Below are 14,531 nucleotides of genomic sequence, written 5' to 3'. Positions count from 1 at the left end.
GGGATCGATGTGAAAGACCGCTTCCCACTTTTTCATATCCCGCTCTAGAGCCGGCTGCGACAGGGGTCAATCGTCTGGTATACTAGTGCGCCAGATCTGGTTTCTGCCCAGCGGGGATTGTGCCGGAAGCAGGCTTGCGCTCGCCGCGTCTCCCGCGCCATCCTCGCGCCGCAACGGCATCGGAGCGATGGATATGACGACGCGGCGTGAACTCCTGGCTGGCGCGGGGCTGGCGGCGCTGGCGGCGCAGCTTCCCGTCGTCGCGCTGGCGCAGGCGAAGGACAGCGTCACCATCGCCCAGACGCTGGAGCCGCCGACGCTCGATCCGACCTCCGGTGCCGCCCAGGCGATCCGCGAGGTAACCCTGCAGAACATCTTCGAGGGTCTGGTGAAGATGGACCGGACCGGCAAGCTCCAGCCTTGCCTCGCCGAGAGCTGGGAGATCGCGGACGACAACGTCACCTATCGCTTCAAGCTTCGGCAGGGCGCGACCTTCCATGACGGCACGCCCTTCACCGCCGAGCAGGTGAAGTTCTCCTTCGAGCGCGCTGTCGCGCCGGCCAACGCCCAGCGCCAGCTCTTCACGCCGATCGCCGAGATCGCGACGCCCGATCCGGCTATGGTGGTGATCAAGCTCAAGCAGCCCACCGCGAATTTCCTCTACGGTCTCAGCTGGGGCGATGCCGTGATCGTCGCGCCGGCGACGGCTTCCAGCAACAAGACCAATCCGGTCGGCACCGGCCCGTTCAAGTTCGTGCGCTGGAACCGTGGCGACCGGCTCGAACTCGCCCGCTTCGACGGCTATTGGGGCGAGAAGCCGGCGCTGGCCAAGGCGATCTTCCGTTTCATGTCCGATCCGCAGGCGCAGGTCGCGGCGCTCCGGGCCGGCGATGTCGACGCCCACACCAATCTCTCGGCGCCCGAGGCGGTGCCGCAGCTCAGGGCCGACCCCAAGCTCAAGGTCACGATCGGCCGCACCGAGGGCGAGACCATCCTCGCCACCAACAACGCCAAGCCTCCCTTCGACAAGCCTAGGGTCCGGCAGGCCATCGCCCATGCGCTCGACCGCAAGACCATTGCGCTCGGCGTCTACGGCTTCGACGTCAGCCTGATCGGCAGCCATTTCTCGCCGCTGCACCCGGCCTATGTCGACCTCACCGGCACCTACCCCTATGACCCCGCCAAGGCCAAGGCGCTGCTGGCGGAGGCTGGTTTCCCGAACGGGTTCAACTGCACGCTGAAACTGCCGCCGCCCTCCTATGCCCGCCGCTCTGGCGAGATCGTCGCGGCGCTGCTGGCGCAGATCGGCATCAACGCATCGATCGAGCCGCTCGAATTCCCGCAATGGCTGGAGCGCGTCTTCCGCAACAAGGACTACGATCTCAGCATCATCGCCCATACCGAGCCGCTCGACATCGATATCTATGCGCGGGACGATTATTACTTCCAGTACCGGAATCCCGAGTTCAAGGCGCTGATCGCCAAGATATCCGGGACGCTGGACGAGGGGGCCCGCAACGAACTCTACAAGCAGGCGCAGCGGATGCTGGCTCAGGACGCGGTCAACGGCTTCCTCTTCATCCTGCCGAAGATCACGGTCGCGAACGCCGCGCTCGACGGCATGTGGACCGACTGGCCATTGCCCGTGACGCCGCTGGCGGAGCTGCGCTGGCGGTGAGGCCGGCGGCAGGCGGCAGAACGCCATGATCGGCTACATCCTGCGCCGGTTCGTCGCGCTGGCCCTGACCCTGCTCGCGGCGTCGCTGGTCATCTTCATCGTGCTGGAGGTGCTGCCGGGCGATCCGGCGGCGGTGACGCTTGGTCTCAACGCCTCGCCCGAAGCACTGGCGGCGCTGCATGCCGAGATGGGGCTCGACAAGCCGGCGGTGCTGCGCTTCCTCCTCTGGTTGGGAGGGCTCGTCACCGGCGATCTCGGCCTGAGCTACACCTATCGCGTGCCGGTGGCGCAACTCATCGCCGAGCGCATGGCGGTGACGCTGCCGCTCGCGCTGATGGCGATCGGGCTCGCGATGGCAATCGGCATCCCGCTCGGCATGCTCGCCGCCTCGCGCCGCGGTCAGTTGGCCGATGCCGGGGTGATGGCCTTTGCCCAGGCCGGCCTGGCCATTCCGAATTTCTGGTTCGGCCTCCTGCTCGTGCTCGTCTTCGCGGTCGGGCTCGGCTGGCTGCCGGCCGGCGGCTTTCCGGGCTGGCAGGCGGGCTTCGGTACGGCGCTGAAGGCGCTGCTCATGCCCGCGCTGGCGCTCGCCTTGCCGCAGGCGGCGATCATCGCGCGGGTGACGCGCTCCGCGATGCTCGACACATTGCAGGAGGATTTCGTCCGCACCGCCCGCGCCAAGGGCCTCAGCGAAGGCGTGACGATGCGCCGGCATGCGCTGCGCAACGCGCTGATCCCGGTGGTGACGATCCTCGGCCTTCAGTTCTCGGTGTTGATTGCCGGTGCGATCATCATCGAGAATGTCTTCGCTTTGCCGGGGCTGGGCCGGCTCGTCTTTCAGGCCATCGCCCAGCACGATCTGATCGTGGTCAAGGACCTCGTCATGCTCTTCGCCGCTCTGGCGATTCTGATCAATTTCGCTGTCGAACTGCTCTACGGGCTGATCGATCCGCGCTTGAGGCAGGCATGAGCGCGGTCGAGGACAGGACGCCGGGCGGCCGTCGGCTCTGGTGGCTCGCGCCGTCCTTCGTGATCGGGGCGGTACTGGCCGTGCTCGTCGTCGCAGCGGCGCTGACTTCCTACGTCTGGACGCCCTATCCGCCGACGCAGATGGCGATTCTGAATCGACTCAAGGGGCCCTCGGCCACCAACTGGTTCGGCACCGACCAGTTCGGCCGTGACGTCTTTTCGATGATCATGGTCGGCGCACGCAATTCTCTGGCGGTGGGGCTCGGCGCGGTCGGCATCGGCATGGTCGCGGGCACGACGCTGGGGCTCATCGCCTCGGTCAGGCGCGACGGCATTCTCGACAACGTCATCATGCGCACGGCCGATTTCACCCACGCCTTCCCGGCCGTGCTGACCGCGATCATGATGACCGCGATCGCCGGGCCCGGCATGCTCAACGCCGTCGTCGCCATCGGCGTGCTGAACCTGCCCTATTTCGCGCGGCTGGCACGGGGGGCGGCACTGCAGGTCTGGGCGCAGGACTTCATCCAGGCGGCGCGGGCGGCCGGGCTCAATAACCGGCAGATCACGCTGCATCATGTCCTGCCGAACATCGCCGGCATCCTGGTGGTGCAGGCGACGATCCAGTTCGCGCTCGCGGTGCTGGCCGAAGCGGGGCTGTCCTATCTCGGGCTGGGCACGCAGCCGCCGAACCCGTCCTGGGGGCGTATGCTCAACGAAGCCCAGACCTTCATGGCGACGCAGCCCTGGCTTGCGATCTTTCCGGGTGCCGCGATCGCGCTGACCGTGCTGGGGTTCAACCTGCTCGGCGACGGCTTGCGCGATGCCGTCGATCCGCGTCTGCGCCGCAGCCGGTGACTTAGAGGACATGGGAATGACCGATCTTGCCGATCTGAGCGCCACGGAGCTTCTCGCCGCCTATCGCGACCGCGCGCTCTCGCCTGTCGAGGTGACGGAGGCGGTGATCGCGCGGATCGCGGCCTGGGAGCCTAAGCTCGATGCGCTCTACGCCTATGATCCGGAGGGCGCGCGGACGCAGGCCAGGGCTTCCGAGGCGCGCTGGCGGAACGGGCAGGCGCTGCCGCTCGACGGCGTGCCCGGCACGATCAAGGAAAATATCAGGACAAAGGGCGTTCCGGTGCCGCTCGGCGCGGCCGCGAACGATCTCTCTCCCGCTGCCGATGATGCCCCGCCGGCCGCACGGTTGCGCGAAGCGGGCATGGTCTTCCTCGGCAAGACGACGATGCCGGATTACGGCATGCTCTCCTCCGGGTTGTCGAGCTTCCACAGGCCCGCGCGCAATCCGTGGGACGTCAGCAAGAACCCCGGCGGCTCCTCGGCCGGTGCCGGTTCGGCGGGAGCGGCGGGCTATGGGCCGCTGCATGTCGGCACCGATATCGGCGGCTCGATCCGCCTGCCCGCCGGCTGGTGCGGGCTCGTCGGCCTGAAGCCCAGCTTCGGGCGGGTGCCGATCGACCCGACCTATTATGGCCGCGTCGCCGGGCCGATGACGCGCACGGTCGAGGACGCCGCGCTGCTGATGCGGGAATTGTCGAGGCCCGATGCCCGCGACGGCATGAGCCTGCCACCGCAGGAGATCGACTGGCTGGTGCTCGACATCGATCTGAAGGGGCTGCGCATTGGCCTGCAGTTCGATGCCGGGATCGGGCTCGCCGTCGAGCCGGAGACGAGGGCCGCGATCGAGGCTGCGGCGAAGGCCTTTGCCGATGCGGGCGCCATTATCGAGCCGGTGGCGCCTCATATTACCCGCGAGATGCTCGACGGGCTCGATGATTTCTGGCGCCAGCGCGCCTGGATCGACATCGGCGCGCTGCCACAGGAGAAGCGGGCGAAGGTGCTGCCCTACATCTTCGCCTGGGCGGAGGGCGGCAGGGATTTGCCGGGCGAACGCGTTTATCGCGGCATGAGCCAGATGATGGCGATGCGCGACGCGGCGCTGAAGGCGATCCTGCCTTACGACTTCATCCTCTCGCCGGTCTCGCCCGTGCCGAGCTTCCCGGCCGAATGGGCTTCGCCGGTCAACGATCCCGCGCAGCCCTTCGAGCATATCTGCTTCACGGTGGCGGCGAACATGTCCGACCAGCCGGCGATCTCGGTTCATGCCGGGCTGACGGCGGGCGGCCTGCCGATCGGCCTGCAGATCACCGGCAGGCGCTTCGACGATCTCGGCGTGCTCAGGATGGCGCGGGCCTGGGAGACAATGCGCGGCGGGGCGATCCGCTGGCCGTCCGCCTGAGACTGGAGCGGAGAGGGAGAAACGTCATGGACCTGAAGCTCGAAGGCAAGCGCGCGCTGGTGACCGGCGGCAGCAAGGGCATCGGCCGTGCCATCGCGCGGCAACTCGCGCTGGAAGGCGCCGACGTCGTCATCGCCGCGCGCAATCAGAAGGAGCTTGACGAGGCGGCTGCGGCGCTTGCCGCCGAGAGCGGGCGCAAGGTGGTCGGCCGCACGGTCGACACGAGCGATGATGCGTCGGTGAAGGCGTTGGTTGCCGATACCGTCGCGGTGCTCGGCGGGCTCGACATCCTCGTCAACGCCGCTGCCAAGCCCGGCGGGCAGGCGCCGCCGCCGAAGCTCGCCGAGATCACTGACGCGCTGTTCTGGGACGATGTGAACGTTAAGGTGATGGGCTACCTGCGCATGGCGCGGGAGGCCGCGCCGCATATGGCGGCCAATGGCTGGGGCCGCATCATCAACATCAGCGGGCTCGCCGTCCGTCTGACCGGCTCGACCATCGGCTCGATGCGCAATGTCGCGGTGGCGGCGCTGACCAAGAACCTCGCCGACGAACTCGGCCCTCGCGGCATCAACGTCACCGTCGTCCATCCCGGCACGACCCGGACGGAGCGGACCGCTTCCATCGTCGCGGCGCGGGCTGCCGCCCGCGGCAAGAGCGAGGCGCAGGTCGAAGCCGATATGGCGGCGAGCAACACCATCGGGCGGCTGGTCGACGCCTCGGAGATCGCCGATGTCGTCGCCTTCCTGGCCTCGCCGCGCAGCGTCGCGATCAATGGCGATGCCATCGCCTGCGGCGGCGGTATCCGCGGCGCGATCCACTACTGAGGCGCGGCAGCCTCAGAACAGCGCGGTGGGTGCGAACTGGGCCAGCGCCATCAGCGCGACGCCGGCGAGGCCGAGAAGGCCGCCGGTGAAGGCGAGCAGCGTGACGCCGGTGATGATCGCGGCGGACGAGATCACGATCGCGATCTGGATCAGCCCGGAGGCGATGTCGAATTTGTCGTCGCGGGCGGCGGCGATGTCGCGCTGCGCCTCGGCCGCCTTGGCGCGGGCGGCGAGTTCCTTGCGGCCCTCATTGGTCTCGGGCTCGGAATCGTAGCGCGCGACGGTCTGCTTCCAGCTTTCGATGCGCTTGCTCAGGCGCTGCCGGGCGGCCTCGTCGGCAATGCCGGCGAGTTCGACCTCCATCGCCTCGGCGGCGGTGCGCACGGTGGTGCCGCGGATGGTCTTGGCCTGGAAGAAGGCCCAGAGATTGGAGGCCTCGATATTCTTGGCGACGGCTTCCTGCTCGGCATTCTTGCCGCCGATCTCGGAGAAGGCGAGCGTGAGCGCAAGCAGCGCGATCAGCAGGGCGATGCGCTTGTTGCCGCCCTCGGGCGTTTCGATGGAGCCGGACACGAATCACCTTGCAGGGCCGATATGGCGGCGCTGTTTAAGGCTTTCCGTTAAGGCAGCAAGATGTCAGCCGCCGCGGGCCCGCGGATGAGCGGCGTCATAGGCCGCCATCAACCGGGCCGAATCGATGCGCGTGTAGATTTGCGTCGTCGAGAGCGAGGCGTGTCCGAGCAGTTCCTGGATGGCGCGCAGATCGCCGCCGCGCCCGAGCAGATGGGTCGCGAAGGAATGGCGCAGGCTGTGCGGCGTGGCGGAGGAGGGCAGGCCGAGCGCGCCGCGCAGGCCCTCGACAGCAAGTTGGATAATGCGGGGCGAGAGCGGGCCGCCCTTGGCGCCGACGAAGAGCGGGCCGCTTAGCGGCAGGCGCCAGGGGCAGAGCTTCAGATATTCGGCGATCGCCGTGACCACGATCGGCAGCACCGGCACCATCCGCGTCTTGCTGCCCTTGCCGATGACGGTCAGCGTGTCGCCGGCGCTTTGCGGGGCCTGTGCGCGGGCGAGCGAGAGCGCCTCCGAGATGCGCAGGCCGCTGCCATAGAGCAGGCCGAGCACGGCGGCGTCGCGGGCGAGGATCCATTGCTCGCGTTCTTCGCCGGCGCGGGTATCGGCCTGCGTGACGGCGCGGGCGGTGGAGGGTTCGAGCGGGCGTGGCAGCGATTTGCCGAGGCGCGGCCCCCGTGTCGCCGCGAAGGCGGCGGCGGTGAGCTTGCCGCTGCGCTCGCCGAAGCGGGCGAACGAACGCAGGGCCGCGAGCTGGCGCATCAGCGTGCGGTTGCCGACGCCGTCGCGGCGCCGCTGGCCGAGGAAGGCGCGCAGATCGGCGGGCTTGAGGCCGGCGATGTCGGCAAGCGATGGCGCCCCGCCGAGATGCTCGCTCAAGAAGGCAGTGAACTGCCCGAGGTCGCGGCTATAGGCTTCCAGCGTCTTCGGCGAGAGGCGCCGCTCGGCCGAGAGATGCTGGAGCCACTCCTGCCGGAAGCTGTCGAAATCGGTCATGCGCAAGCGTTCCGTCATGGTCGGGCTTGTCCCGACCATCCACGTTTTGGCTGATCGAGGTCGGTGTTCAAGACGTGGATGCTCGCCACAAGGGCGAGCATGACGGGTGGCCAAGCATCCAGCATGACGCTCCCGCCTTAACAGGTCACGAATCGATGCTAGACACTGCCGCCATGGACGAGACGGCGGACATGATCGCAGGCGGCACGGTCGACGTGCTGATCCCGCTCGGGCTCGATCAGGCCTATAGCTATGCCGTGCCCGCAGGGCTCTCGCTAAAGCCCGGCGATGTCGTGCAGGTGCCGCTCGGGCCCCGCGAGACGGTCGGCGTGGTCTGGGATATCGGCAGCGGGCGCGGCGGCAATCTCAAAAAGGTCACCGGCAAATACGACATGCCGCCGCTCGACCCGGCGTTGCGCAAGCTCGTCGACTGGGTCGCCTGGTACACGCTAGCGCCGAAGGGCTCGGTGCTGGCCTTGGCGCTGCGGCGGCAGCCGGACGATACGCCCGAGCGGCCGAAGCTCGGCGTCAGGCTCGCCGGGCCGCCGCCGGGACGGATGACCCCCGCGCGGGCGCGGGCCATTGCGGCGGCCGAGGGCGGATTGCTGATCGCGAAATCGGCGCTGGCCGAGGCCGCCTCGGTCAGCGCTGCCGTAATCGATTCCCTCGCCGATGCCGGCACCTTCGTGGTCGAGCCATTGCCTCGGGAAGCCATCGCGGCGCGGCCCGATCCCGACCATGCTGTGCCCGAGCTGTCGGAGGGGCAGGGAGAGGTGGCGCAGGCGCTGGTCGCGTCGGTGCAGGCGAAGACGTTCGGTGTTTCGCTGCTCGAAGGCGTCACCGGCTCGGGCAAGACGGAGGTTTATTTCGAGGCAGTCGCCGAGGCGATCCGGCAGGGCAGGCAGAGCTTGATCCTGATGCCGGAGATCGCGCTCACCGCGCAGTTCATCGACCGGTTTGAGGCCCGCTTTGGCGTCAAGCCGGGGCTCTGGCATTCGGCCGTGAGCGGCCGGCGGCGCGAGCGGCTCCAGGCGGCGATCGCGAGCGGCGAGGCGAAGGTGGTGGCGGGCGCGCGCTCGGCCCTGTTCCTGCCCTATAGCGATCTCGGCCTCATCGTCGTCGATGAGGAGCACGAGAGCGCCTACAAGCAGGAGGACGGCGTTTCCTACCACGCCCGCGACATGGCGGTCGTGCGCGGCAGGATCGAGAATGCCCCTGTCGTGCTTGCCTCAGCGACGCCTTCGCTGGAGACGCGGGTCAATGCCGAGCGCGGCCGCTATGCCCATCTCAAGCTGCCGGAGCGTTTCGGCGGCCGCGAACTGCCGCAGCTCGGCCTCGTCGACCTGCGCCGCGACAAGCCGGAGCGCGGGCGCTGGCTGTCGGGTGCGCTGATCAAGGCGGTCGACGCGAATTTGGAGGCGAAGGAGCAGTCGCTGCTCTTCCTCAACCGGCGCGGCTATGCGCCGCTGACCCTCTGCCGCGATTGCGGCCATCGCTTCCAATGCCCGAACTGCACGGCCTGGCTGGTCGACCATCGCTTCCGGCGCGCGCTGGTCTGCCACCATTGCGGGCATGTCGAGCGCCGGCCGCATGAATGCCCCGCCTGCCAAAAGCCGGAGAGCCTGATCGCCTGCGGGCCGGGCGTCGAGCGGCTGGCCGAGGAGGTCGCGACACTTTTTCCACAGGCGCGTTCGATTGTGCTCTCCAGCGATTTTCCCGGCGGGACCGAGCGGCTGAAGCAGGAGCTGATGGGGGTGGCCGAGGGCGAATTCGACATCGTCATCGGCACCCAGCTCGTCGCCAAGGGCCATAATTTCCCCGGTATGACGCTGGTCGGGGTGATCGATGCCGATCTCGGCCTCACCTCCGGCGATCCGCGCGCGGCCGAGCGGACCTTTCAGGCGCTGCGGCAGGTTACGGGTCGCGCAGGACGGGGCGAGAAACCGGGTCGCGCTCTGCTTCAGACGCATGACCCCGAGCATCCCGTGCTCAAGGCGCTCATCTCCGGCGACCCGGAGCGCTTTTATGCCGCAGAGGAGGCGTCGCGGGAGGCGGCAGGGCTGCCGCCTTTCGGCCGTTTGGCGGCGCTGATCGTTTCCGCGAGCGCGCAAGCAGAGGCCGAAAGTCATGCCCGTGCCTTGGCGCGCTGTGCGGAGGCCGGAGACGGAATCATGGTGCTGGGGCCGGCGGAAGCGCCGCTTGCGGTGTTGCGGGGGCGCCATCGCGTGCGCCTGATCGTCAAAACGACGCGCGAGATCAATCTGCAGGATTACCTGCGCGGCTGGCTGAAACGGGCGCCGCGCCCCAAGGGCTCGGTCAGGGTCGCAGTCGACGTCGATCCACAGAGCTTCCTTTGAATTGCTGAAAGCCGTGGCAAAATCGCCGCTTACGATGGCGAACTAGCGATTGCGTGGCCCGGAACCGCATGCTAGTGCACCGCCACATTTCGGTCGCGAAGTCGTCTTGCCGACTTTGCGCCTAAGATACTCGCAGCGCCGGGACGATGCACTCCACCTTCTCTGGAAGGTCGCCGGTGCAGTCCCTTGAAACGAGAGACGGGAAGCGTGGCTGAAGGCGGATCGCAGGGGACATTGGTGTCGGGCGTAGCTCAGCGCTATGCCACCGCTCTGTTCGAACTGGCTGAGGAGACGGGTGCGATCGATACCGTCGCCGCGGCTCTCGATGCTTTCAACGGCCTGCTCGCTGAGAGCGCCGATCTCACTCGCCTGATCGAGAGCCCGGCCTTCACCGCCGAGGAGCAGGTCGCCGCGATCAAGGCCGTGCTCGAGAAGGCCGGCATCACCGGCATCGCCGCCAATTTCATCGGGCTGGTCGCCAGCAAGCGCCGCCTCTTCGCGCTGCCGGGCATGATCACCGGCTACAAGCGCCTGGTCGCCGAGGCCAAGGGCATCGTCTCCGCCGAGGTGACGGTCGCCGAAGAGCCGACGGCCAAGCGCGTCGACGAGATCCGCGCGGCGCTCAAGGGCGTTGCTGGCAAGGATGTCGACATCTCGATCAAGGTCGATCCGACGCTGATCGGCGGGCTCATTGTGAAGATGGCTTCGCGGATGGTCGACGCCTCGCTGAAAACCAAGCTCAATTCAATTCGTCTTGCCATGAAAGAGGTCGGCTGATGGACATCCGCCCCGCTGAAATCTCCGCCATTCTGAAGGCTCAGATCTCGAATTTCGGCTCGGAAGCTTCGGTCACCGAAGTCGGCCAGGTTCTCTCCGTCGGTGACGGCATCGCCCGCGTCTACGGCCTCGACAAGGTCCAGGCCGGTGAGATGGTCGAGTTCGAGTCCGGCGTGCGCGGCATGGCGCTCAACCTCGAGAGCGACAATGTCGGCGTCGTGATCTTCGGTTCCGACCGCGAGATCAAGGAAGGCCAGACCGTCAAGCGCACCGGCGCCATCGTCGACGTTCCCGTCGGCAAGGAGCTGCTCGGCCGCGTCGTCGACGCGCTCGGCAACCCGATCGACGGCAAGGGCCCGATCAAGGCGAAGACCCGCGCCCGCGTCGACGTCAAGGCCCCCGGCATCATCCCGCGCAAGTCGGTGCACGAGCCGATGGCGACCGGCCTCAAGGCGATCGATGCCCTGATCCCGATCGGCCGCGGCCAGCGCGAGCTCATCATCGGCGACCGCCAGACCGGCAAGACCGCCGTGGCGCTCGACACGATCCTGAACCAGAAGTCGCTGAACGGCGAAGGCGCCCCGGAGAGCCAGAAGCTCTACTGCGTCTACGTCGCCGTCGGCCAGAAGCGCTCGACCGTCGCCCAGTTCGTCAAGGTTCTGGAAGAGCGCGGCGCGCTCGAGTACTCGATCGTCGTGGCGGCCACCGCCTCGGACGCTGCTCCGATGCAGTTCCTGGCGCCCTTCGCCGGCTGCGCCATGGGCGAGTTCTTCCGCGACAACGGCATGCACGCCGTCATCATTTATGACGACCTCTCCAAGCAGGCCGTCGCCTACCGCCAGATGTCGCTGCTGCTGCGCCGTCCGCCGGGCCGTGAGGCCTATCCGGGCGACGTGTTCTATCTCCACTCCCGCCTGCTTGAGCGCGCGGCGAAGATGGGCGAGGCCGCCGGCCTCGGCTCGCTGACGGCGCTGCCGGTCATCGAGACGCAGGCGAACGACGTCTCGGCCTACATCCCGACCAATGTGATCTCGATCACCGACGGCCAGATCTTCCTGGAGACGGACCTGTTCTACCAGGGCATCCGTCCGGCCGTGAACGTCGGCCTCTCGGTGTCGCGCGTCGGCTCCTCGGCGCAGACCAAAGCGACGAAGAAGGTCGCCGGCAAGATCAAGGGCGAGCTCGCCCAGTATCGCGAGATGGCTGCCTTCGCCCAGTTCGGCTCGGACCTCGACGCGGTCACGCAGCGCCTGCTCAACCGCGGCGCCCGTCTGACCGAGCTCCTGAAGCAGCCGCAGTTCTCGCCGCTGAAGATGGAAGAGCAGGTTGTCGTGATCTATGCCGGCGTGAACGGCTATCTCGACGCGCTGCCGGTCAACAAGGTCCGCGCCTTCGAGGATGGCCTGCTGTCGCTGGTCCGCTCGAAGCATGCCGATTTCCTCAACGAGGTCGGTACGAGCAAGGACCTGTCGGACGCCAACGCCGCCAAGCTCAAGGACATCGTGACGAACTTCGCGAAGTCCTTCGCCTGATCGTGACCGCGGGCGCGGCGAGCCGATGAGGCTCCGCCGCGCCGCCTCTCTGGATTGCTTCGTCGTCGCACTGAGCGGCTGACGGGTAGGGGATAGAGACCGGATGCCGTCCCTTAAGGACCTACGTAACCGCATCGCCTCCGTGAAGGCGACGCAGAAGATCACCAAGGCCATGCAAATGGTCGCGGCTGCCAAGCTGCGCCGCGCGCAGTCGGCCGCCGAGGCCGCGCGCCCCTATGCCGAGCGCATGGAGACGGTGCTGGCGAACCTCGCTTCCGGCGTGACCGGGTCGAGCGCGCCGCGCCTGATCTCGGGCACGGGCTCGGACAAGGTGCATCTGCTGCTGGTTCTGACCGCCGAGCGCGGCCTGTGCGGCGCCTTCAACTCCTCGATCGCGCGCCTCGCCCGCGACAAGGCGAATGCGCTGAAGGCCGAGGGCAAGACGGTCAAGATCATCTGCGTCGGCAAGAAGGGCTACGATATCCTGCGCCGGCAGTTCGCGGCGGAGATCATCGAGTTCATCGACCTGCGCGAGTTCAAGCAGGTTGGCTTCGTCAACGCCGAGGCGATCGCCCAGAACGTCCTGACCCGCTTCGGCAATGGCGAGTTCGACGTCGCGACGCTGTTCTTCTCGCGCTTCCGCTCGGTGATCGCCCAGATTCCGACGGCGCAACGCATCATCCCGGCCGAAATCCCGGAAGGCACGCAGCAGACCGACGCGGTCTACGACTACGAGCCGGACGAGGGCGAAATCCTCGAGACGCTGCTGCCGCGCAACCTGACTGTGCAGATCCTGCGCGGGTTGCTCGAGAACGCAGCTTCCGAGCAGGGCGCGCGCATGTCGGCGATGGATTCCGCCACGCGCAACGCCGGCGAGATGATCAAGAAGCAGACGCAGCTCTACAACCGCTCGCGCCAGGCGATGATCACGAAGGAACTGATCGAGATCATCTCCGGCGCGGAAGCGCTCTAACCGCCTAGACTCTTGCCGGCGGTGCTCTCCGCCGGCTGCCGAAACATCCGAATGCGCTAGTCCCGAGGTTCCGCCATGGCCAAAGCCGCTACCAAGACCACCAAGAAGACCGCCGACGAGAAGCCCGCCAACACCGGCACCGGCCGCGTTGCCCAGGTCATCGGCGCGGTTGTCGACGTGCAGTTCGACGGCGCCCTGCCGGAGATCCTGAACGCGCTCGAAACCGACAATCTCGGCAATCGCCTCGTCCTCGAGGTCGCCCAGCACCTCGGCGAGAACACCGTCCGCACCATCGCGATGGATTCCACCGAAGGTCTGGTCCGCGGCCAGCCGGTCACCGATACCGGCGCCCCGATCGCCGTCCCGGTCGGCGACGAGTGCCTTGGCCGCATCATGAACGTCATCGGCGAGCCGGTCGACGAAGCCGGCCCGATCCTGACGAGCCATACCCGCGGCATCCATCAGCCCGCTCCGTCCTATGCCGAGCAGGCCACCGAGGCGCAGATCCTCGTCACCGGCATCAAGGTCGTCGACCTGCTGGCGCCCTACGCCAAGGGCGGCAAGATCGGCCTGTTCGGCGGCGCCGGCGTCGGCAAGACCGTGCTGATCATGGAGCTGATCAACAACGTCGCGAAGGCCCATGGCGGCTACTCCGTGTTCGCCGGCGTCGGCGAGCGCACCCGCGAGGGTAACGACCTCTACCACGAGATGATCGAGTCGAACGTCAACAAGGACCCGAAGGAAAACGGCGGCTCGACCGCTGGTTCCAAGTGCGCCCTTGTGTACGGCCAGATGAACGAGCCGCCGGGCGCCCGCATGCGCGTCGCCCTCGCCGGCCTGACCGTCGCGGAAGACTTCCGCGACAAGGGCCAGGACGTGCTGTTCTTCGTCGACAACATCTTCCGCTTCACGCAGGCCGGCTCGGAAGTGTCCGCGCTGCTCGGCCGCATCCCCTCGGCGGTGGGCTATCAGCCGACGCTCGCCACCGATATGGGCAACCTGCAGGAGCGCATCACCACCACCAACAAGGGCTCGATCACCTCGGTGCAGGCGATCTACGTGCCCGCCGACGACCTGACCGACCCGGCGCCGGCGACCTCCTTCGCCCACCTGGACGCCACGACCGTGCTCTCGCGCTCGATCGCGGAAAAGGGCATCTACCCGGCGGTCGACCCGCTCGACTCGACCTCGCGCATGCTCTCGGCCGACATCGTCGGCGAGGAGCATTACGGCGTCGCCCGTCAGGTCCAGCAGATCCTCCAGCGCTACAAGGCGCTGCAGGACATCATCGCGATCCTGGGCATGGACGAACTCTCGGAAGACGACAAGATGACGGTGGCGCGCGCCCGCAAGATCGAGCGCTTCCTGTCGCAGCCCTTCCACGTCGCGGAAGTCTTCACCGGCTCGCCGGGCAAGCTCGTCTCGCTCGAAGACACGATCAAGGGCTTCAAGGGCCTGGTCGAGGGCAAGTACGATCACCTGCCGGAGGCGGCCTTCTACATGGTCGGCTCGATCGAGGAAGCCGTCGAGAAGGCTCAGCGCCTGGCCGCCGAGGCCGCGTAAGCTTCCGAACGCGTCGTCCCCGGGCTCGGCCC

General features: G+C 67.6%; 12 protein-coding genes. 10 read left to right on the top strand and 2 right to left on the bottom strand.

Features of this window, described 5'->3' with window-relative positions; genetic code table 11:
- Positions 1 to 193 precede the first annotated feature (193 nt).
- From AC1DDA_RS15095 to AC1DDA_RS15075, 5 genes are read left to right on the top strand one after another with little or no spacing between them, the layout of a single operon-like run.
- On the top strand, positions 194 to 1,678 hold the full coding sequence (locus AC1DDA_RS15095; RefSeq protein ID WP_476796357.1) for an ABC transporter substrate-binding protein: 1,485 nt from the start codon (positions 194 to 196) through the stop codon (positions 1,676 to 1,678).
- 25 nt (positions 1,679 to 1,703) lie between these two features.
- Positions 1,704 to 2,648: an ABC transporter permease gene (locus AC1DDA_RS15090; protein WP_476796356.1), complete on the top strand. Its 945-nt coding sequence runs from the start codon at positions 1,704 to 1,706 to the stop codon at positions 2,646 to 2,648.
- The gene (locus AC1DDA_RS15085; RefSeq protein WP_476796355.1) at positions 2,645 to 3,505 is read left to right on the top strand and encodes an ABC transporter permease; all 861 of its coding nucleotides are present in this window, start codon (positions 2,645 to 2,647) and stop codon (positions 3,503 to 3,505) included. Before AC1DDA_RS15090 ends, AC1DDA_RS15085 begins: the two co-directional genes overlap by 4 nt.
- Before the next feature lie 16 nt (positions 3,506 to 3,521).
- Entirely contained in the window at positions 3,522 to 4,904 is a 1,383-nt protein-coding gene (locus AC1DDA_RS15080) for an amidase (protein ID WP_476796354.1), read from the top strand.
- A 26-nt stretch (positions 4,905 to 4,930) separates the two neighbouring features.
- On the top strand, positions 4,931 to 5,731 hold the full coding sequence (locus AC1DDA_RS15075; RefSeq protein ID WP_476796353.1) for an SDR family NAD(P)-dependent oxidoreductase: 801 nt from the start codon (positions 4,931 to 4,933) through the stop codon (positions 5,729 to 5,731).
- A gap of 12 nt (positions 5,732 to 5,743) precedes the next feature.
- Here AC1DDA_RS15075 and AC1DDA_RS15070 read toward each other — a convergent pair whose 3' ends face one another.
- Positions 5,744 to 6,304, bottom strand: a complete 561-nt coding sequence (locus AC1DDA_RS15070) for a DUF4337 domain-containing protein (protein ID WP_476796352.1) — start codon at positions 6,302 to 6,304, stop codon at positions 5,744 to 5,746.
- Between the two features lie 63 nt (positions 6,305 to 6,367).
- Positions 6,368 to 7,297 carry a tyrosine recombinase XerC gene (locus AC1DDA_RS15065; RefSeq protein ID WP_476796351.1) on the bottom strand — a complete coding sequence of 310 codons (930 nt, stop codon included), beginning with the start codon at positions 7,295 to 7,297 and terminating at the stop codon, positions 6,368 to 6,370.
- 155 nt (positions 7,298 to 7,452) lie between these two features.
- Here AC1DDA_RS15065 and AC1DDA_RS15060 point away from each other — a divergent pair, with 155 nt between their 5' ends.
- The 5 genes from AC1DDA_RS15060 to atpD all read left to right on the top strand — a co-directional run bounded on the left by AC1DDA_RS15060 (position 7,453) and on the right by atpD (position 14,499).
- Positions 7,453 to 9,654 (top strand): primosomal protein N', encoded by a 2,202-nt coding sequence (locus AC1DDA_RS15060; RefSeq protein WP_476796350.1) that lies wholly within the window; start codon positions 7,453 to 7,455, stop codon positions 9,652 to 9,654.
- A gap of 207 nt (positions 9,655 to 9,861) precedes the next feature.
- Positions 9,862 to 10,431, top strand: a complete 570-nt coding sequence (locus AC1DDA_RS15055) for a F0F1 ATP synthase subunit delta (RefSeq protein ID WP_476780701.1) — start codon at positions 9,862 to 9,864, stop codon at positions 10,429 to 10,431.
- Entirely contained in the window at positions 10,431 to 11,963 is a 1,533-nt protein-coding gene (atpA, locus tag AC1DDA_RS15050; RefSeq protein WP_441509597.1) for a F0F1 ATP synthase subunit alpha, read from the top strand. Before AC1DDA_RS15055 ends, atpA begins: the two co-directional genes overlap by 1 nt.
- A gap of 103 nt (positions 11,964 to 12,066) precedes the next feature.
- Positions 12,067 to 12,936, top strand: coding sequence for a F0F1 ATP synthase subunit gamma (locus AC1DDA_RS15045; protein WP_476796349.1), 870 nt, complete (start codon positions 12,067 to 12,069; stop codon positions 12,934 to 12,936).
- A gap of 75 nt (positions 12,937 to 13,011) precedes the next feature.
- Positions 13,012 to 14,499, top strand: a complete 1,488-nt coding sequence (gene atpD, locus AC1DDA_RS15040) for a F0F1 ATP synthase subunit beta (RefSeq protein ID WP_476780703.1) — start codon at positions 13,012 to 13,014, stop codon at positions 14,497 to 14,499.
- The last annotated feature ends 32 nt before the right edge of the window (positions 14,500 to 14,531 follow it).

The sequence above is a fragment of the Allobosea sp. 10N428 genome (assembly GCF_056394545.1).
The sequence above is the reverse complement of the archived record's forward strand: the minus strand, read 5'-3'. Positions and strand labels throughout refer to the sequence as shown.